This is a genomic window from Olleya sp. KJ81-1, assembly GCF_055808135.1.
In genome coordinates this window covers 911,672-931,794 of sequence record NZ_CM147854.1, presented here as the reverse complement: position 1 = coordinate 931,794, position 20,123 = coordinate 911,672, and the positions used below count along the sequence as shown (strand labels likewise).

Below are 20,123 nucleotides of genomic sequence, written 5' to 3'. Positions count from 1 at the left end.
TAATATAAATGAAAAATATAGTTTGTTTTGGAGAAGTGTTATGGGATGTTTTTCCTTCACATAAAAAAATTGGAGGAGCACCTTTAAATGTTGCTTTACGCTTAAAGTCTTTAGACAATAATGTATCAATTATTAGTAGTATTGGAGACGATAATAAAGGTAATAAAATAAAAGATTTCATTTTAAGTCAAGGTGTAAATATCGATAATTTACAAGTGGATGTTAAGTTAAAAACTGGTAAGGTTAAAGTAATGCTTAATGCAAAAGGTTCTGCTTCTTATGATATTATGTTTCCTAGAGCTTGGGATAATATTCAAATTACATCGCTTAATAAAAGTGTAACACAACAAGCTGATGCTTTTATTTACGGTAGTTTAGTTGCAAGAGATGAAAACTCTAGAGAGACTTTATACCAACTTTTAAAATATGCAAAGTACAAGATATTTGATGTAAATTTAAGAGCGCCATATTATACAAAAGAGGTTTTAAATCATTTAATGAATGAAGCTGATTTTATAAAATTTAATGATGAAGAAATTTTTGAAATAGGAGAAACATTAAATTCCAAAACACATTCTTTAGAGCAAAATATAAAATTTTTAGCGGATCATACAAACACCAAAACTATTTGTGTAACAAAAGGACGTCATGGCGCAATTTTATATTTTAATGATACCTTTTATTACAATAGTGGTTACCATATAGAGGTCGTTGATACTGTTGGTGCAGGAGATTCATTTTTAGCTACACTAATAAGCAAATTACTTAAAGGTGACAATCCTCAAGATGCCATTAATTATGCATGTGCTATTGGAGCATTGGTTGCGGGAAGTCAAGGTGCTAATCCTAAATTTAGTATGGAAGATATTAATACGTTTATTAACCCTTAAGCTATTTTACGGTTTTTTTAAAATTGATTGATAGTGGTTGATAAGGCTTTATGTTTACATAAAGCTTTTTTTATTCATTTAAAGCCCAATAATTCCATTGATATTTATTTAAATTTTTAGCATCTTTGTATGATGTATTCTGCTATCATAAATCATATAAATAATCACGTATCTCCAAGTTTGGAGGATATTAAATTATTTAATGCTGCTTTAAATCAAATATCTGTATCTAAAGGGCAGTTTTTACTAAAACCTGGCACACATGTTAAGCATGAATACTTTGTTGTCAAAGGCTGTCTAAAAGCATATTACATTGACGATAAAGGTGGTATTCATATTATTCAATTTGCTATTGAAAATTGGTGGATTGGAGATTTTGATGCTTTTTATAATCAAGGTTCATCCATCTTATATATTGAAGCTATTGAAGACGCCACACTATTGGCAATAAATTACGACGTGCTGCAAGAGTTATACACAAAAGCACCAGTTTTTGAACGTTATTTTAGGGTATTAATAACCCAAGCTTTTATCGCACAGCGTAAGCGTATTTTATCTACACTTGAAAAAAATACTAAAGAAAGGTATTTAGAGTTTTGCGTGTCGTATCCAAATATTGAAAACCGAGTACCCAATTATGACATTGCCAATTACCTAGGTATTTCTCCTGAAAACCTAAGCAGAGTAAGAAAACAATTAAAAAGTTAAATCTGTCTTAATTGATGTAGGTCAATTAAATTGATGTTTCTGATTTGTAAATTTGGTGTTATTAACATAATACAGTTTATAAACATGAGCAAACAACCTTTATTACTACCATATAACAAAAGCATAAGTTTAAATAACAGAGTCGTTATGGCTCCTATGACACGTAGTCGTGCAAATAACGATGGTAATGTACCAATAGATCAATTACACGGATTATACTATGAGCAACGTGCTTCTGCAGGCTTAATTATTACAGAAGGATCTCAAGTATCAAAAAAAGCTGTCGGTTATATCAATACCGCAGGAATACATACAGATGCGCAAGTAGAAGGCTGGAAAAAAGTAACCAAACGTGTGCATGATAAAGGCGGAAAAATCTTTATTCAATTATGGCATGTTGGTCGTATGTCACATCCAGACTTTCATAATGGAGATTTACCAGTATCATCTTCAGCTTTAAATCCAAACGCAAAATCGTATACACCTGATGGGTTTAAAGATACTGTGACACCTAAGGCAATGACTATTCAAGAGATTAAACAAACGGTTAAAGATTTTCAAGATGCTGCAGCAAATGCAGTAAAAGCAGGTTTTGATGGTGTAGAGATTCATTCATCAAATGGATATTTATTTCACCAGTTTTTTAATAATTCATCTAACAATAGAACAGATGAATATGGTGGAAGCATAGAAAATAAAACACGTTTTTTCTTTGAAGTTTTAGATGCTATAAAAGAAGTAATTCCGCAAGAAAAAATTGGAGCACGTTTTAACCCATCCTTAGATGGTCTTTTTGGTATGACAATGGATGAAGAGACCATTCCTACTTTTGAATATATTATCAAAAAATTAAATAACTATAATCTAGCTTACGTACACTTATCAGAACCTTTTAATGATGTTTCAGAGATTCCTTATGCAGTCAAAGAGATTGCTAAACATTTTAGACCATTATACAATGGTACATTAATGATTAATGCAGGTTTTGATCAAGAAAAAGGAAACAAAGTTATTGAGGATGGTGATGCAGATTTAGTCGCTTACGGTAAGTTATTTATTTCAAATCCAGATTTAGTAGCACGTTTTGAAAACAATTTAGAGCTGGCAGATTGGGATGAAGATACTTTTTACACAACAGGAGAAAAAGGATACACTGACTATCCAACAGCGTCTAAATAATTATAGTTTAACTTAAATCATACAAAATGAAATTTACAAGAAAAGCAAATGCAGAATGGAAGGGAAGTGGTAAAGATGGACAAGGAAGTCTAACCACAGGAAGTAAAGTTTTAGATAAAACACAATATTCGTTTCATACACGATTTGAAGATGGTGAAAAAGGAACAAATCCAGAGGAGTTAATAGGAGCAGCACACGCAGGATGTTTTGCAATGCAATTAAGCTTTTTATTAAACGAAGACAATTTTACAGCAACAAGTTTGGACGTAGATGCTACGGTTACTTTTGAGGATGGAGCAATTACTAAAATAACACTAAACCTAGAAGGTGATGTTCCAGAAATTGATGCCGAACAATTCCAGCAAATAGCACACAAAGCAAAGGAAGTATGTCCAATTTCCAAAGTTTTAAATACAGAGATAGAACTTAAAGTAACACTTAAAAAAGCATAAAAATGGCAATGACAACAGTAAAAGCATATGGTGCAACTTCAGCAACCGAAGATTTAAAACCTTTAGATATTCAAAGACGTGCTGTAGGTACAGACGACGTAAAAATTGATATTACGTATTGTGGTGTATGCCACAGTGATATCCATACGGTTAGAAACGATTGGAAAGGATCTACCTATCCAGTAGTGCCAGGACACGAAATTATTGGTCGTGTTACAGAGGTTGGATCAGCAGTTAGCAATTATAAAGTTGGTGATTTAGTAGGTGTAGGATGTTTAGTAGACTCTTGCCAATCTTGCGCATCATGTGATCAGGATTTAGAACAATTTTGCGAAAAAGGTGCAACGTGGACCTACAACAGTCCAGATAAACATATTGAAGGTAAACAAACTTATGGTGGATACGCATCGTCAGTAGTCGTTGATAAAAAATTTGTATTAAGTATTCCTGAAAATTTAGACGAAGCAGCAACAGCACCTTTATTATGTGCTGGAATTACAACATGGTCCCCTTTAAGTCACTGGAAAGTTAAAAAAGGAGATAAAGTAGGTGTTATTGGTCTAGGTGGTTTAGGTCACATGGGAGTTAAATTTGCGAATGCTTTAGGAGCGCATGTTGTTATGATTACAACATCTCCAGAAAAAGGTAAAGATGCAAAAAGATTAGGCGCACATGAAGTGTTAGTGTCTAAAGATGCAGACGACATGAAAAAACACCAAGGTAGTTTCGATTTTATCTTAAATACCATTCCTGTAGGTCATAAAATGGATCCGTATTTAGGGTTACTTAAAATAGACGCTACGATGGTTTTAGTTGGTGCAATTGAAGCATTAGAACCTTTTCATGGTGGAAATATTATAGTAGGTCGTAAACGTATAGCAGGATCTTTAATTGGAGGTATAAAAGAAACACAAGAGATGTTAGATTTTTGTGGAGAACACAATATTACCAGTGATATTGAACTTATTGATATGCAAGATATTAATAAAGCCTACGATCGTGTAACAAGTAACGATGTTAAATATCGTTTTGTAATTGACATGAATTCGCTTAAAAATTAAAGCACTTTTTTAATTATATAAAAAACAGCTTCTAAGTTATTTAGAGGCTGTTTTTGTTTTTAGGCTAAAGCCGAAAAATTCTCGTCGATAGATTACCCGATTTCGTATAGTTAAAACCCTCAAACGTCTATCGCTTTATAATAAGATAGTATATAGTTTCACCTTTGAAGTGTAGAATTAAAACACCTTTTAAAATGAAATTATATTTAATCATAGTCAGTTTATTTTTTGTGCAACTGTCGTTTGCTCAAGAAACATCAACTAAAGTTTGGTCGCTTCAAGATTGCATAGATTATGCAATTGAGCATAATATTACGATCAAAGATGCCACTTTAGATAAAAACCTTGCCGAAGTAGATTACAGCAAAGCAAAGTCATCTAGACTACCAAATTTATTTGGTAGTGCATCGCAAAATTTTTCTAACGGAAGTACTATAGATCCTATTACTAGCGATTATGTTACAGATCAAATCCATAGTACAAATGTTGGTATTAATAGTTCGATGACTTTATTTCAAGGGAATCAACTTAGCAACCAAATCAAGCAAAACAAGATTTTGTTAGAGCAAAGTATTTTTCTAGAAGAAGTCGAAAAAAACAATATTGTTTTAAACATTCTAGAAGTGTATCTACAAACGCTTTATAGTAAAGAAAGTATCGCTATAGCGGAAAACAATGTTGTTGCATCAGAAAAAGAAGTTGAAAGAGCAAAAGCAAGGTTAGATGCAGGAACTATTGCTTTAGGGGATTACACCGAAGCACAAAGTCAAGCAGCTACTAACAAATTCAATGTCATATCTGCTAAAAATGATTATCAGCAATACATTATTCAACTGAAACAATTATTAGAATTATCACCTTTAGAAGATATTCAAATTGAAACTATTGATGAAAACATGGATTTAATTAATCTAGACATCGATAAAAATCAACTTTACAATAATGCTATTGGTTTTCTGCCAGAAATTCAGGCAAGTAATTTAAATATTGCAGCAAACGAGAAAGAACTTGACATTGCTAAAGGTGGTTTTTTACCAACCTTATCCTTAACAGGAAGTATGGGTTCTGGTTACACAAGTATTAACGATAATACGTTTTCAGATCAGTTTGATGTCAACTTCAATCAAAAATTAGGGTTGTCGTTAACCATTCCAATATTTAATAGAAATCAAACTAAAGCAGCAGTTAAAACAGCATCAATAAATATTGATAAAGCGCAAATACAAAAGCAAAACACAGAAAAGGAAGTTTATAAAAAAGTAGAAACTGCTTACCAAAATGCAGTCTCTGCACAAGAGCAAGTTATAGCTGCTGAAGCCTCTAAAGTAGCAGCAGAACAAAGCTATAACCTAGCACAAAAAAAATACGAATTAGGTGCATTAAGTACTACAGATTTGGTAATAAGTCAAAACACATATACCAATGCACAACAAAACTATTTACAGTCTAAATACTTAAATATTTTGTACCACGAGTTATTACAATTTTACCAAGGAAACGATATTAAACTTTAATCAAAACGATCATGAAAAATAAAAAAAACATAATCATAACTAGCATTGTAGTACTTGTACTTGCATTTGTAGGCTATAGCTTTTTAAAAAGCGATGATGCCATAGTAATAGAACCTAAAACGGTTACAGCAAAAATAAATAACGTAACCACTATGGTTACTGCAACGGGAACTATTGAGCCAATTACACAAGTAGAAGTTGGTACACAAGTTTCTGGGGTTGTGGAGAAAATTTATGTAGATTATAATAGCGTAGTTAAAGAAGGTCAGCTTATTGCAGAATTAGATAAAACAAATTTAAATGCTGCAAAAACACAAGCACAAGCAGCTTATGATAATGCTGTAAGCCAAAGGAATTACACCAAAACAATTTACGACAGACAGCAAACATTATACGATAATCAAGTCATAAGTAAATCAGATTTTGATGATGCTGCATTTAACTATGCAACCGCTAAAGGTACAGTAACACAACGTTATTCAGACTTACAATCGGCTAGAACCAATTTAGGTTATGCAAATATTTATTCGCCAATTGATGGTGTTGTATTATCTCGTGCTATTGACGAAGGACAAACCGTTGCAGCAAGTTTAAGCACGCCAACCTTATTTACAATTGCTCAAGATTTAAAAGAAATGCAAGTAGAAGCAGATGTAGATGAAGCAGATATTGGAAATGTAAAAGAAGGACAACGTGTAACCTTTACAGTAGATGCTTATTTAGGCGAAACTTTTGAAGGTGAAGTCACACAAGTTCGTTTAGATCCAACAGTAACATCAAATGTCGTAACCTACACAGTGGTTATTAAGGCACATAATCCAGATTTAAAACTAAAACCAGGATTAACAGCAACCATTTCAATTTATACTTTAGAACTAAATGATGTGTTAACTGCGGAAGCTAAAGCCATAAACTTTACTCCAGAAACTGAAACATTAACGTCTTATAATACACATCATAATTTATCAAGTAGTGTTAGTACTGCTTCAAAAAAAGAAACTACACTTTGGGTATTAGGAAAAGATAGAAGTATAACACCAAAAACAGTAACATTAGGCGCTAGTGATGGTGTAAATGTACAAGTTTTAAGCGGAGTTAATGAAGGTGATGAGTTAGTATATAGTTTAAAAGGTGTATCAAAAGCAGAAGCTTCAGGACCAGCAGGAGCAAACGAAAGTCCGTTTATGCCACAACGTCCAGGAGGAAACAAGAAAAAATAAAAGCCATGAGTAAAGACATTATTAAAATAGAAGACTTAAAACGTCAGTTTACCATGGGAACCGAAACGGTACATGCCTTAAAAGGAATTTCGTTTAATATAAAAGAAGGCGAATTTGTTACCATAATGGGATCTAGTGGTTCTGGAAAAAGTACGATGCTTAACATTTTAGGGTGTTTAGATCAGCCAACCTCTGGTGAATATGAAATTGATGGAGTAAGTGTTAAGGCTTTAAGCCGAAATGAATTAGCAACCATAAGAAACGAAAAGATAGGATTCATATTTCAATCTTATAACTTATTGGCAAGAACATCTGCAATAGAAAATGTAGAATTACCCTTGTTATATAACAGTAAAGTGTCTACTGAAGAGCGCAGAGAACGTGCTATAAAAGCATTAGAAATGGTTGGTTTAGGAGATAGATTGCATCATACACCTTCGCAGCTTTCAGGTGGACAACAACAACGTGTTGCTATAGCAAGATCCTTGGTAAATAACCCAGTAATGATTCTGGCAGATGAGGCTACAGGAAACCTAGACACAAGAACCTCGTACGAAATTATGTCGCTGTTTCAAGAGCTAAATAAAAAAGGGATTACCATTACTTTTGTTACACACGAGCCTGATATAGCCACTTTTAGTAGCAGAACTATTGTATTAAAAGATGGAAGTATCATGCAAGATTATAAAAATCATAAAGTACAATCTGCAGCAGAGCAATTAGCTAAACTGCCTAAACAAGACGATTAATTATGAGACTATTAAATTTAATAAAAATTGCTTTTAAGGCAATTGTCCTTAATAAAATGAGAACCTTGCTGACTATGTTAGGTATCATCATTGGTGTAGCGTCAGTAATTGCTATGTTAGCTATTGGTGAAGGTTCTAAAGAAAGTATTCGTTCTACCATTTCAAATATGGGTTCAAATATGATTACCATACAACCAGGAGCAGACGATAGAGGTCCTGCAAGAGGTAGTGGAGGAGATGTGCAAACATTAACGCTTCAAAATTACGAAGTGATTAAAGCGCAAGCCGATTTATTAAGTTATGTAACACCAGTCGTTAATGGTGGTGGACAAGTTATTAATGGCTCAAACAACTGGCCTTCTACAATTTATGGTGTAAATCCTGAGTATCTAGATATTAAGGTTGTTGGTTTACAGAGTGGTAGTATGTTTACAGATGCCGAAGTTAAATCGGCTTCTAAAGTTGTAGTAATTGGGCAAACGGTTGTCGACAATGTGTTTCCAGATGGACAAGAACCTGTTGGACAAATGATTCGTTTTAATAATATACCGTTTAAAGTTATTGGTGTTTTAGAAGAAAAAGGAGAAAACACCTTTGGTCAAGATCAAGATGATGTAGTTATTGCGCCTTATACAACGGTTCAAAAACGTATTTTGGCAATAGACCATTTAAATCAAGTTATAGCATCTGCAATTAGTGAAGATGATGCTGCAAATGCTGTGACTCAGGTTACAGAAATTTTAAGAACTGAGCATAAATTATTAGATAATGAAGAAGATGATTTTAGTGTGCGTTCTATGGAAGAGTTAATTTCAACGTTTAGCTCTACTAGCGAAATGCTAACCGTACTTTTAGTTGCAGTAGCAAGTATATCGCTATTAATTGGTGGTATTGGTATTATGAATATTATGTATGTTTCTGTAAAAGAGCGTACTAAAGAAATTGGTTTACGTATGGCTGTTGGTGGTAAGGGATCGGATATTTTAATGCAGTTTTTAATCGAAGCTATTTTAATAAGCATCACTGGTGGATTACTTGGTGTAATCTTAGGACTTGGAGCCACGGTTTTTATCGAAAATTTCTTAAATTGGCCTACAAGTGTTGCGCTGTACTCAATAGTAATATCATTTGCAGTATGTGCAGTTACAGGTATCTTTTTTGGATGGTATCCTGCAAGAAAAGCTTCAGCTTTAGATCCAATAACCGCTTTACGTTACGAATAAAAAACTCATGATTAAAAATAAAAACATAACACTGTTATCGCACATTCTAGTATGGTTTGTATTGTTTAGCATGCCTTACTTATTGTCTTACGGTCAAGAGCAAGACATAAATAGAGTGGTTATACATTTTTGGATTCCGTTAGTGCTATCTGCTGTTTTGTTTTATCTCAATTATTTTGTGCTAATAGATAAGTTTTTATTCACAAAAAAAACAGTTTGGTTTGTAGGTATTAATGTGATTTGCATAGCGTTATTCATTTATTTTAAAGAAACAGTTGAAGGTGCATTTTTTCAGGATATAGCAAAAAAACGACCAAGTAGTGATAGTTCTGGTCCACCATTTAAGATGTTTATTTATGTTCAAATGGTATCTTATATGGCACCTTTATTGTTTTCAATTGCAGTTAAAACAACAAAACGTTGGGTAAAAACAGAAGCAGAACGTAAGGAAGCTACCAATTTTAAATTACAGTCAGAATTACAACATTTACATTACCAATTACAACCGCATTTCTTTTTCAATTCGTTGAATAATATTTATGCTATGGTAGATATTTCACCAGATCAAGCCAAAACATCAATACATAGTTTGAGCAAATTAATGCGTTACATGTTATATGAAACAAGCGAAGAATCTATAGCTTTAACTAAGGAAATAGATTTTATGAAAAAGTATATCGAGCTTATGAAGCTTCGTGTGTCTGACAAAACAGTTGTTAATTATAGTTTTCCTTCAGTTGAAACGGGAATTAAAATTGCACCTTTATTATTTATTTCATTAATTGAAAACGCTTTTAAACATGGTGTTTCCGCTAGTAAAACAAGTACTATTGACATTAATATGACTTGCGATAATCAAACGGTTTTATTTACTATCGAAAATCATAACTTTCCGAAGAAAACCGAAGATAAAAGTGGCTCAGGAATAGGACTTCCTAATATTAAAAAACGATTAGAGTTGTTGTATCCTAACAAAAACAGTTTTAAAACCTTTGTAAAAGAATCGCGTTTTGTAGCCCAATTAGAAATTGAAACCAACTAAAGTATGAGCAACCTAAAAATATCTTGTGTTATTGTAGATGATGAGCCTATGGCTTTAAATTTAGTAGAAAGTTATGTGGAGAAAACACCTTTTTTAGACCTAAAACAAAAGTGTAGTAGCGCAATTGAAGCTATGGAGTTTATTAAAAACAATCCTGTAGACTTATTGTTTTTAGACATACAAATGCCAGATTTAACAGGTATTGAATTTTCTAAAATGTTACCTAAAGATACTCGCGTTATTTTTACCACAGCTTTTGATCATTATGCGTTAGAAGGCTTTAAAGTAGAAGCTATAGATTATTTATTAAAACCTTTTGATTACCCTGAGTTTTTAGCTGCAGCCAACAAAGCAGCTACTTGGTTTGAATTAGTAAAAGGGAAGAAGCAACCTGTAATTTCTGAAGCAAAAGAATTTCTTTTTGTAAAATCGGAATACAAACAATTGCGCATAAAATTAGCAGATGTTTTATATTTTGAAGGCTTAAAAGACTACATTAAAATCTGGTTAAAAGATAACCCAAAAGCTATTTTAACTTTAATGAGTTTAAAATCTTTGGAACAAGAATTACCAGAAACGCAATTCATGCGTGTGCATCGTTCTTTTATAGTATCACTTAAAAATATAGATGTTATAGAGCGTAGTCAGATTATAATTAACGACCAACGTATAACGATTTCAGAGCAATATAAGCCTAAGTTTTTAGAGTATATTAATAATAATTCTTTGCATTAATTTACTAGGATTTTGTCTCTTCAAAATAATCTCATCTATAAAAATTTTGGTTTAGTAGATACAATCTAGCTAACGGTCTATTTTCATTTTTTAACAGGAATAATTCAAATACCTTTAAACTATTAATACTAAAAAACGTCTTAGTATTAATAGTAAAATAAAGTTGAATTTTAAATCTTTAAATTATGAAAACATTTATAAAAGCATACATATTGCCAGCAGTATTACTGGTAGCATTTGCAACACAAACAGAAGCACAAACAAGAAGAACTACAAGTAATAAAAAGGTTGTTACAACCACAACAACGACTACTAAACGTACTGTTGCTGCGCGTGTGCCTAGTACTAAGGTTACTTATAAAACACCAAAACGTAAAGTGGTTTCGGTTAGAACTGTACCAAACAGAACAGTTGTAGTACATAAAGGACAAAATTATTACTATGCTAACAATAAGTATTATACACAGTCTAGAGGTCGCTATATTGTAATAGCGCCAAAGGTTGGTTTTAGGATTAAAACCTTACCAGTAAATTATAAAAAAGTACGTTATAATAATCGTAATTATTACAATGCTTATGGTGTATTTTATACTCAAATAGGTAATGAATATGAAGTAGTAGATCCAGAAGTTGGAACTATTGTTTATGAGTTACCAGACGATTATGAAAAGGTTGTTATAAATGACGAAACATATTACGAATACGCAAATATTTTATACGAAAAAGTACAAATAGATGGTACCAGAGCTTATGAAGTGGTTGGTATTATAGAAATGGAATAAATGATTTTTTGATTTGGTTTGTTGATAGTGAGAAAAGGGGATAATTGAAAAATTATCCTCTTTTTGATTTATATAATTTATTAAATTAAATAACTGTTTAAAAGGGATTCTAAATCGCATGACATAAATCTATTAAACCAATAAAACTCCACTATATTTGCATAAAATTATATTTTATGTCACAACAATTTTTAAGTTTAGGTATTCACGCAGCATTGCAAAGCACTTTAGCAGATTTGCAAATTACAAAACCAACAGATATTCAATCTAAAGTAATACCTGTAATACTAAACCAAACTGACGATATTGTTGCTATTGCAAAAACAGGAACAGGAAAAACTGCTGCTTTTGGATTACCATTATTACAATTAATAGATAGTAATAAAAGTGATATTCAAGTAGTTATTTTAGCTCCAACAAGAGAGTTGGGTCAGCAAATATTTAAAAATTTAGAAGCATTTAATTCATCTCAATTAAACGTGTCTATTGCTGGTGTTTTTGGTGGTATACCAATAAAACCACAGATCGAAGCACTTAAAAAAACGACACATATTGTTGTAGCAACTCCTGGACGTTTAGCGGACTTAATAGAGCGCAACGCTATAAATATAAAAGAGATTTCATATTTTGTTTTAGATGAAGCAGATGAAATGGTTAGTGCACATAAAGAAGGTCTTGATGCTATAATTAAGGTTTTACCAAAAAGCAGAAGAACGTTGTTGTTTACTGCAACTATGCCAGGAACAATAAAGCAATTGGTTCAAAACAGTTTATCTAAAAAAGTGCTGACTATTGAAGCTGATATGGAAACCGTTGGTCACCAAGGTATAGATCATCAATATGTGGTGGTTGAGCCTATAGAGAAATTAAATGTGTTAATGCACTTTTTAAACGCCAATGATGGTCAGCGTGGTATTATTTTTTGTAAAACAAAAGCAGCAGTTAATAAGTTAGCTAAAAATCTAGCGATAAATAAATTTTCTTCTGGAGCTATACATGGTAGCTTAACACAAGGGATTCGAGATCGTATTATGGGTCAATTTAGAGAAGGTCACATTAATATACTTGTAGCAACAGATTTGGCTGCTCGTGGAATTGACGTAAAAGATTTAGCTTTTGTAGTTAATTATCATTTACCTGATACATACGATGCTTATGTGCATAGAAGTGGTCGTACAGCTAGAGCAGGAGCAAATGGTCTTGCATTAAGTGTTATCCAAGAAGACGAGGTACAAGACATTCCGGAGTTTGAAGCAGAACTAGGTATTAATTTCAAACAATATCAAAAAGCTGATGCTAAAAGTATAGAAGAAAATAATGGATTACTTTGGGCTAAAAAAATCTTTAAAACTAAGGTAAACAGAGATATTCCAGAAGATTTTAAAGCGAAAGTAAAAACTATTTTTCATCATTTAACAAAAGAAGAATTAGTAGATAAAATATTATCTAATTACATAGCAGAAAATAATACCATTGTTGATAAACAAGAGGTTATAAAGAAAAAAAGAAAAAATAAACCATGAGTAGCTATTTAAAAGTACAGCAAGATATTTTAGATAAATTAAATATCAAGGCACTTAATCCAATGCAGGAAGAAGCTTTGTTATCTATTACAAATGCTGAAAACACAGTGTTATTATCGCCAACCGGAACTGGTAAAACACTAGCCTTTTTATTGCCTACCATTACTGCATTAAATACAGATTGTAAAAATGTACAATTACTAATATTAGTACCTTCAAGAGAATTAGCCATTCAAATAGAACAGGTTATTCGCACTATGGGAACCGGTTTTAAAGCAAATGCTGTTTATGGAGGTAGACATTTTAGTAAAGATAAAATCGACTTAGCGCATACACCTGCGATTTTAATAGGTACTCCTGGTCGTGTGGCAGATCACTTAAGACGTGAAACCTTTATAGTGGATGATATAAACACGTTTGTTTTAGACGAATTTGATAAGTCTTTAGAAGTTGGCTTTGAAAAGGAAATGAGTGAAATAATAGCTAGTTTGCCTCATATTAAAAAAAGGATTCTAACATCAGCAACTCAAGACATGGAAATTCCGCGTTTTGTAGGTCTTGAAAACGAATTGATTATTGATTATTCTGATACTAAAGTTTCAAATTTAGAAATCAAGCAAGTTTTGTCTCCAGATAAAAATAAGCTTCAAACGTTAGTCGATTTATTACATGATATAGGTAATAAACCAGGTATTATATTTTGTAATTATAAAGATACTATACAATTTGTAAGTGACTTTTTAACTAAAAATAATATTGGACATGGTTGTTTTCAAGGTGGCATGGAACAAATTGATAGAGAGCGTGCATTAATTAAATTTAGAAACGGTACACATCAAATTATAATAGCCACTGATCTTGCTGCACGTGGTTTAGATATTCCTGAATTAAATTACATTATTCACTATCAATTACCTTTAAAGGCAGAAGAGTTTACACATCGTAATGGTCGTACTGCACGTATGAATGCAGAAGGGACATCTTATGTTATTCAATGGGAAGGAGAGCGCCTTCCGGATTTTATTAAATTTGATGATACAGTAACGCCAAAAGGAACAGTTAATATTTTAGCAACAGATTGGGTAACACTATTTATTTCTGGTGGACGTAAAGATAAAATATCTAAAGGAGATGTTGCAGGTGTGCTGTTTAAACAATGTAATCTAGATAAATCCGAAATTGGAATTATAGAACTTAAACAAGATTGTGTGTTTGTAGCTGTACCAAAAACAAAAGCAACCATTATTATCGATAAAATTAATAACACAAGATTAAAAAAGAAAAAGGTAAGAGTTTATTCTATTTAATTATTGCACGTAGTTTTAACCTATAATTATATATGATTTAACTTAAATGTATTACTACTTATTGTTTAATCAATTTAAAGGCTAATAATTAACAATTTATTAATAAAACCGTTAAAAATTTTAATATTAATATAAAACGTTTATATTTGGTAAACCAGTTTGGTAAACCAATTTCTAAATTTTTATATTTTTATAATGAAATTCGCTTTTTCTTCAACCGCATTTGTATTAAAAACAGCTTTGTTTTTAAGTTTATGGATGTCTTGTTCATCGGTTGATAATCCAGAGGATAACAATACGACGACTATTGGTCAAATTCTCGAGACTGAAAATAGCACACCCATTATAGACTTTACAAATTGGAAATTAACGTTACCAGTAGATTTAAATAATAATGGTTCTCCAGACGAGTTTCAACCAAATCAATTAGTAGATTTTGGTTATCAAAATATAACAGCTATTCAACCATATTTATATGACGATACTTCAGACAATAGTTTAGTGTTTTATTCTATTCCTGATGTTTCAACCTCAAATAGTTCGTATTCCAGAACAGAACTAAGAGAATTAATCAATCCAAATAATGCCAAGCAAAATTGGTCTTTAAACGATGGAGGCGAAATGATTGGAAGATTGCAAGTGGTATCTATTTCAGAAGATGAAGATACTAGTGCAAATTTTCATAAGGTAATCGTAATGCAGATTCATGGTATAATTTCCGAGGAGGATATGGCTATTCATGGATTTTCTTCTAATAATGGACCTCCTTTAATTAAAATATATTGGAAAGATGGTTATATATGGTCACATAAAAAATCATTAATAAATCAAACAACTTCTGGTGATGCACTTCTAGAAACTTCAAGTGCTACATGGTTTGATATTAAACACAATCTAGGTTACGTTGGCTTTGAAGCTTTTGATTTTAGGATTTTAGCCTCAACTGGTAGAGTAGAAGTGCAGTTAAATAATCAAGAACCACTTGTTTATACAGACGTAAGTTTAAATAAATGGCCTTTTCACAACTACTTTAAAGCTGGAAATTATTTAGGTACTACAAGCCCAAACGGTTTTTCGTACATCAAATATTTTAGTTTAAACGTGATACATTAAAAATTATAACAGCAACAAATTAATCAATTTATAGATGAAAAAAATAATAACATTTTTACTAATTACCATAGTATTAGTCTCCTGCGGAAACACAGAAATTTCTAATAATATTAAGGTGAATTCTATTGAAGAATTGCAAAATGCAATTAAGGATAGTAAAGCTGGAGATAACATTGTATTAGCAGATGGTATATATAAAGATGTTGAAATTGAATTTTATGGTAAAGGAACTTCAAATAAGCCAATCACGCTAAAAGCGGAAACTCCAGGAAAAGTAAGTATAGAAGGGATTTCAAACTTAAAAATTGGTGGAGACTATTTAGTAGTAGAAGGGTTACATTTTAAAAACGGTCATACGCCTTCAGAAAATGTAATACAATTTAAAATTAATGATACTTTAATTGCTAACCACAGTACAGTAACTAATTGTGTAATTGATGCTTTTACGCAACCAGATAGAGATGTTAGTGATCATTGGGTTGAGTTTTGGGGACGTCATAACCAATTAAGTAATAATTATATTACCGGCAAATCAAATTTTGGTCCAACCGTAATGGTAAGATTAGATGGTAACCAACATGTAAAAAACTACCATCAAATAATAAACAATCATTTTGGACCTAGACCAAGAAAAGGTGGTCCACATGGCGAAACTATGCAAATAGGAGATAGTGGTACATCTATGACACCATCACATACCAATGTAGAAAATAATTTATTTGAACGTTGTAATGGTGAAGTTGAAATTATCTCTAGTAAATCAAACAATAATACATTTAAAAATAATGTGTTTTTTGAAAGCGAAGGCTCTTTAGTTTTACGTCACGGAAACTATGCTACAATAGATGGAAACGTTTTTATAGGTAATGATAATTCGCAATTTATTGGTGGAATTAGAGTGATTAATACAGGACATTGGATTACAAATAATTATTTTTATAACCTTAAAGGTGAAACGTTTAGAGCGCCTTTAGCTATAATGAATGGAATTCCTAAATCGCCATTAAATCGTTATAATCAAGTTACAGATGTTGTTATTGCACACAATTCTTTTATAGATACAAAAACACCTTTTCACTTTAGTGTTGGGTCAAATGTTAGTCAAAGTGACGTGTTACCAAAATCCGAAATTCGTTCTGCTAGACCAACTAGAACAGTAATTGCTAATAATGTTTTATACAATCAAACACCTTTTGATTTTCCAATTAGAAATTATGATAAGGTAGATGGTGTTTTATTTAAAAGTAATTACACTAATAGCGATAATAAAAGTGAGGTAAAACCTGAAGGTTTAATTACTACTAATATGGACGTTACAGCAGTGTCACCGCAATTAATGGTGCCAAAATTAGCAAATGGTAATGTGTATTCCGGTTTTGATTTTGAAACTATTGATACTGATCTCTTCGGAAATAAAAGAACTGCAGACAACACTACTGTTGGAGCAATTATTAATACAGGAAACCACAAAGTATTATACGATAAATCTAATTACGGAACCGATTGGTATAATACAAATAAGGCAAAAACCGAAGCTAAAACGATTAAAGTTAGCACATCAGTCCAATTGGTTGAAGCCTTAACAAAAGCTAATTCTGGAGACACAATAAGCTTACAACCTGGAGCATATCTAGTTAATCAAGAATTACCAATTTCTAAATTAATTACATTAAAATCTACAGATAAAAATAATAAAGCAGAAATAAGTTTTACATCAAATATTACAGCTTTTTCAATGCAGCCAAAAGGTGTGTTGCATATCGAAGACCTTATTTTAAAAGGAAACCAAACCCAAGCAGCCTTTAAAACTTTAGACAAAAACATGAGTAGCGCTTATGGTTTGTGGCTTAATAATACAGAAGTTAGTGAGTTTAACAGCGTATTAGAAGTGTCCAAAGGGTCTTTTGCAGATACCGTTTCGGTAGCTAATTCAATTATTAAAAATTGTAAGAGTGGAATTCAATTAAATAAAGAGACTAACGACAAAGGTGATTATAACAGTGAGTTTGTTTACGTAACTAACAATACTTTTATTAATGTAGATGCTAATGTTTTAAATTATTATCGTGGTGGTTATGACGAGTCTACCATTGGTGGAAACTTAGTATTTAAGGATAATACGGTTACAAATTGTGGACAATCTGAGACAGAAAACATCTTGATTAAAAATAGAGGTATTGTTAATGTGGAATTTGCTAATAATACCTTTAAAAATAATCCAGTTAAGATTGTAGCTGTTCTTTGGGGAGAAAAAGATCAAAAGCCTGAAAATAATACGATTACCAATTCTGGTGAAATTAAAGTTGTGCAAAATTTGAAACTGAAATTAATGTATTAGTATGAAAGTCTTTTGCTTCAATTTAATAATATGCCTAGGTTTTGTCAACCTTTTAGATGCTCAAAATATTCCCTCTGACAAAGTAATACCTATTCCAGAACTGAGTAATTATTTAACTAAGTCTGTAAAAAAACAGCTTATTGCAAATGGTGACCTATCAGAACAAAGATTGGCTGAGTATTTTAGAGAAAAATTTTCAGAGCGTTACTTTTATGATTGGAAGACAAATGAAGAACGATTTAAAGAGTATCAAACCATTTATCCCGAAGCGGAAGCTGGACATACAGAGCGTGCTCTAGATCATTTAGCAAAATTTGAAGCAAATGCACAATGGAAACTTCCTTTTAACTATCAAAATGGTCAGCCAGTAAATGCTTATGCTTTAAGGCATTTGGCTAGGCAGCATAAAATGATAGATATAGGATACTACTATTTTTATCAAAATAAAAACCAAAAATATTTAGATTATTTCACACAGCAATTAGCGTCATTAAATTTAGCATTAGCTAATAATCAATTTGAAACTCTTCCAGATGGCAATGGTGTTTATGAAGCTTTTAGGTCTGGCTATCGTGTTATAAATTGGTTACAATTACATAGTTTATTTTTGGGTCAATCGGGTTATTCTGATCAAGAACAACTTGTAACAATAGCTACTTTTTTGCAACACGCACAACATTTATTTGAAAATAACCAAGAATTTGTACCTGGTAATCATCAAACTAGAGGGCTAACAGCTTTAGCAATGATTGCCATTATTTTAAAAGATTTTGAAGGTGCTGATCAATGGTATAATCATGCAATGACACTTTTAGGAGTGCATTTAAATAAAGAAATTAATAATGACGGTTTCCAGTTTGAACGCACAGTGCATTACCACATTAGCGACATTGGAACTTATTATTATGTCTACCAATTAGCTAAAAAAAGTAAACTACCTATAGATTCTGTTTGGGAAAGTAAACTAAAGTCTTTATTTACAACGCTTTCAAAAATTGCTTTTCCAGATAAATCAGCTCCTGTATTGTCAGATGATACAGATACACCTTGGGCAGAAACTAATGATATTTCTGGAGCCATGACTTTAGGGTATCTTCTTTTTGAAAATCCTGAGATTGGTTATTTTGCAACAGATCAATTAAGTACTAAGTTTTATTGGACAGCTAGTCAAACTCAGTTAGATAAACTTAAAAACAAGCAATCATCACCTCCCAAAGCCTTATCCTTAGATTTTCCAGATACTGGTTACTATTTAATGAGGGAAGGTTGGGATAAACATGATAATATGATGGTTATTTCGGCAGGAGTAGACCCTGTAAAACCAGACCATCAGCATGGAGATGTACTTGGTGTTCAAGCTATGGCTAATGGTAAGGTGGTTTTACCTAATTATCAAGTTAGGTATTCACTTTCAGACCTAGAATTGTTTAAAAACTCAATGACTAAAAATGTTGCTTTAGTGGATGATCAGTTACTAGGAAAGCAATACACAAGTAATAAAGGAGGTAGTGGTTTTGGAAAATTTAAAAAAATAGCGCAACCTAAAACACTTACATGGTTTAATAATGCTGTAATGGATGTTTTTGTGGGTACTCACGATGGGTTTAATAACATTAGTGTTGATTATGTAAGACAAGTGATAGCTATAAAAAAAGAGTTTTGGATAGTAAAAGACAATTTTAAATCAGAAAGTAATCATACTTATAAACAAGTTTGGCAAGGACATTATACCAAAGAAAATGGACCAAATTTATTACGTGCTTCGTTTGATAACGGTTCAGGATTAGATATTTTACAATTAAATACTATAGATTCAGTAAAAACAGATGGAGCCAGAGGTAAACAATGGTCTGTCGTTTCTAAAAATAATCAAAACTCATTTAATTTTATAAGTGTCATTTTTCCTTTTAAAACCTATGATAAACGTATTGACGAAACAGAAGCAATACCTAATATTAATAATTGGAAATTAAATCAGTCTGACTGGAAAGCTAGTAATAATGACGCAGTCTCGTTGACTAAAGCAGAGGCTTCTTTATTCTTTTCTGTGCAAACAATAACAAACAAACAGGTATCTATTATGTTTTCTCAGACTTCGGATATTTATATTTTTAATACTGATGATACCATAAAAATACAATTACTGTCTCAACCTTACAATGATTTATATATGCAAGTTATGGTTGATGGTAAACCATTAAAGACTGTAAATAAAATAGCTTATAAAACTGGTAAAATTCCTGTAAAAGGAAATCAAGTGTATCAATTAGAAATTGCCTTAAATTAA

Annotated in this window: 17 protein-coding genes; all 17 read left to right on the top strand. The window is 31.8% G+C overall.

Annotated features, from left to right (window positions below):
• Positions 1-8: 8 nt before the first annotated feature.
• The 17 genes from AC0L3M_RS04320 (at position 9) to AC0L3M_RS04240 (ending at position 20,123) form a co-directional block, all read left to right on the top strand.
• Positions 9-890, top strand: coding sequence for a carbohydrate kinase family protein (locus AC0L3M_RS04320; RefSeq protein WP_473431970.1), 882 nt, complete (start codon positions 9-11; stop codon positions 888-890).
• Between the two features lie 129 nt (positions 891-1,019).
• Positions 1,020-1,598, top strand: a complete 579-nt coding sequence (locus tag AC0L3M_RS04315) for a Crp/Fnr family transcriptional regulator (protein ID WP_348661344.1) — start codon at positions 1,020-1,022, stop codon at positions 1,596-1,598.
• An 84-nt stretch (positions 1,599-1,682) separates the two neighbouring features.
• Positions 1,683-2,777, top strand: coding sequence for an alkene reductase (locus AC0L3M_RS04310; protein WP_473431969.1), 1,095 nt, complete (start codon positions 1,683-1,685; stop codon positions 2,775-2,777).
• A 26-nt stretch (positions 2,778-2,803) separates the two neighbouring features.
• Positions 2,804-3,229: an OsmC family protein gene (locus AC0L3M_RS04305; protein ID WP_473431968.1), complete on the top strand. Its 426-nt coding sequence runs from the start codon at positions 2,804-2,806 to the stop codon at positions 3,227-3,229.
• 2 nt (positions 3,230-3,231) lie between these two features.
• On the top strand, positions 3,232-4,290 hold the full coding sequence (locus AC0L3M_RS04300) for an NAD(P)-dependent alcohol dehydrogenase (RefSeq protein ID WP_473431967.1): 1,059 nt from the start codon (positions 3,232-3,234) through the stop codon (positions 4,288-4,290).
• 194 nt (positions 4,291-4,484) lie between these two features.
• On the top strand, positions 4,485-5,804 hold the full coding sequence (locus tag AC0L3M_RS04295) for a TolC family protein (protein WP_473431966.1): 1,320 nt from the start codon (positions 4,485-4,487) through the stop codon (positions 5,802-5,804).
• 11 nt (positions 5,805-5,815) lie between these two features.
• Entirely contained in the window at positions 5,816-7,024 is a 1,209-nt protein-coding gene (locus tag AC0L3M_RS04290) for an efflux RND transporter periplasmic adaptor subunit (RefSeq protein WP_473431965.1), read from the top strand.
• A gap of 5 nt (positions 7,025-7,029) precedes the next feature.
• A complete protein-coding gene (locus tag AC0L3M_RS04285; protein ID WP_473431964.1) occupies positions 7,030-7,773 on the top strand; it encodes an ABC transporter ATP-binding protein in 744 nt (247 codons plus the stop codon).
• Between the two features lie 2 nt (positions 7,774-7,775).
• Positions 7,776-8,996, top strand: coding sequence for an ABC transporter permease (locus tag AC0L3M_RS04280; protein WP_473431963.1), 1,221 nt, complete (start codon positions 7,776-7,778; stop codon positions 8,994-8,996).
• A 7-nt stretch (positions 8,997-9,003) separates the two neighbouring features.
• Positions 9,004-10,038, top strand: a complete 1,035-nt coding sequence (locus AC0L3M_RS04275) for a sensor histidine kinase (protein ID WP_473431962.1) — start codon at positions 9,004-9,006, stop codon at positions 10,036-10,038.
• Between the two features lie 3 nt (positions 10,039-10,041).
• The gene (locus tag AC0L3M_RS04270) at positions 10,042-10,773 is read left to right on the top strand and encodes a LytR/AlgR family response regulator transcription factor (protein WP_473431961.1); all 732 of its coding nucleotides are present in this window, start codon (positions 10,042-10,044) and stop codon (positions 10,771-10,773) included.
• 185 nt (positions 10,774-10,958) lie between these two features.
• Positions 10,959-11,555: a DUF6515 family protein gene (locus tag AC0L3M_RS04265; protein ID WP_473431960.1), complete on the top strand. Its 597-nt coding sequence runs from the start codon at positions 10,959-10,961 to the stop codon at positions 11,553-11,555.
• A gap of 176 nt (positions 11,556-11,731) precedes the next feature.
• Positions 11,732-13,078, top strand: coding sequence for a DEAD/DEAH box helicase (locus AC0L3M_RS04260; RefSeq protein ID WP_473431959.1), 1,347 nt, complete (start codon positions 11,732-11,734; stop codon positions 13,076-13,078).
• The gene (locus AC0L3M_RS04255) at positions 13,075-14,385 is read left to right on the top strand and encodes a DEAD/DEAH box helicase (RefSeq protein ID WP_473431958.1); all 1,311 of its coding nucleotides are present in this window, start codon (positions 13,075-13,077) and stop codon (positions 14,383-14,385) included. The genes AC0L3M_RS04260 and AC0L3M_RS04255 overlap by 4 nt, the downstream gene beginning before the upstream one ends.
• A 195-nt stretch (positions 14,386-14,580) precedes the next feature.
• Positions 14,581-15,498 (top strand): polysaccharide lyase family 7 protein, encoded by a 918-nt coding sequence (locus AC0L3M_RS04250; RefSeq protein ID WP_473431957.1) that lies wholly within the window; start codon positions 14,581-14,583, stop codon positions 15,496-15,498.
• A 34-nt stretch (positions 15,499-15,532) separates the two neighbouring features.
• A complete protein-coding gene (locus AC0L3M_RS04245) occupies positions 15,533-17,836 on the top strand; it encodes a chondroitinase-B domain-containing protein (RefSeq protein ID WP_473431956.1) in 2,304 nt (767 codons plus the stop codon).
• 1 nt (position 17,837) lies between these two features.
• Complete coding sequence (locus tag AC0L3M_RS04240; protein ID WP_473431955.1) at positions 17,838-20,123, top strand: heparinase II/III family protein; 2,286 nt, start codon at positions 17,838-17,840, stop codon at positions 20,121-20,123.

Coding starts and splice junctions, on each gene's coding strand:
- AC0L3M_RS04275 (WP_473431962.1), top strand. CDS start 9,004: ATGATTAAAAATAAAAACATAACACTGTTATCGCACATTCTAGTATGG.
- AC0L3M_RS04290 (WP_473431965.1), top strand. CDS start 5,816: ATGAAAAATAAAAAAAACATAATCATAACTAGCATTGTAGTACTTGTA.
- AC0L3M_RS04245 (WP_473431956.1), top strand. CDS start 15,533: ATGAAAAAAATAATAACATTTTTACTAATTACCATAGTATTAGTCTCC.
- AC0L3M_RS04250 (WP_473431957.1), top strand. CDS start 14,581: ATGAAATTCGCTTTTTCTTCAACCGCATTTGTATTAAAAACAGCTTTG.
- AC0L3M_RS04315 (WP_348661344.1), top strand. CDS start 1,020: ATGATGTATTCTGCTATCATAAATCATATAAATAATCACGTATCTCCA.
- AC0L3M_RS04260 (WP_473431959.1), top strand. CDS start 11,732: ATGTCACAACAATTTTTAAGTTTAGGTATTCACGCAGCATTGCAAAGC.
- AC0L3M_RS04320 (WP_473431970.1), top strand. CDS start 9: ATGAAAAATATAGTTTGTTTTGGAGAAGTGTTATGGGATGTTTTTCCT.
- AC0L3M_RS04310 (WP_473431969.1), top strand. CDS start 1,683: ATGAGCAAACAACCTTTATTACTACCATATAACAAAAGCATAAGTTTA.
- AC0L3M_RS04285 (WP_473431964.1), top strand. CDS start 7,030: ATGAGTAAAGACATTATTAAAATAGAAGACTTAAAACGTCAGTTTACC.
- AC0L3M_RS04240 (WP_473431955.1), top strand. CDS start 17,838: ATGAAAGTCTTTTGCTTCAATTTAATAATATGCCTAGGTTTTGTCAAC.
- AC0L3M_RS04280 (WP_473431963.1), top strand. CDS start 7,776: ATGAGACTATTAAATTTAATAAAAATTGCTTTTAAGGCAATTGTCCTT.
- AC0L3M_RS04295 (WP_473431966.1), top strand. CDS start 4,485: ATGAAATTATATTTAATCATAGTCAGTTTATTTTTTGTGCAACTGTCG.
- AC0L3M_RS04300 (WP_473431967.1), top strand. CDS start 3,232: ATGGCAATGACAACAGTAAAAGCATATGGTGCAACTTCAGCAACCGAA.
- AC0L3M_RS04265 (WP_473431960.1), top strand. CDS start 10,959: ATGAAAACATTTATAAAAGCATACATATTGCCAGCAGTATTACTGGTA.
- AC0L3M_RS04305 (WP_473431968.1), top strand. CDS start 2,804: ATGAAATTTACAAGAAAAGCAAATGCAGAATGGAAGGGAAGTGGTAAA.
- AC0L3M_RS04255 (WP_473431958.1), top strand. CDS start 13,075: ATGAGTAGCTATTTAAAAGTACAGCAAGATATTTTAGATAAATTAAAT.
- AC0L3M_RS04270 (WP_473431961.1), top strand. CDS start 10,042: ATGAGCAACCTAAAAATATCTTGTGTTATTGTAGATGATGAGCCTATG.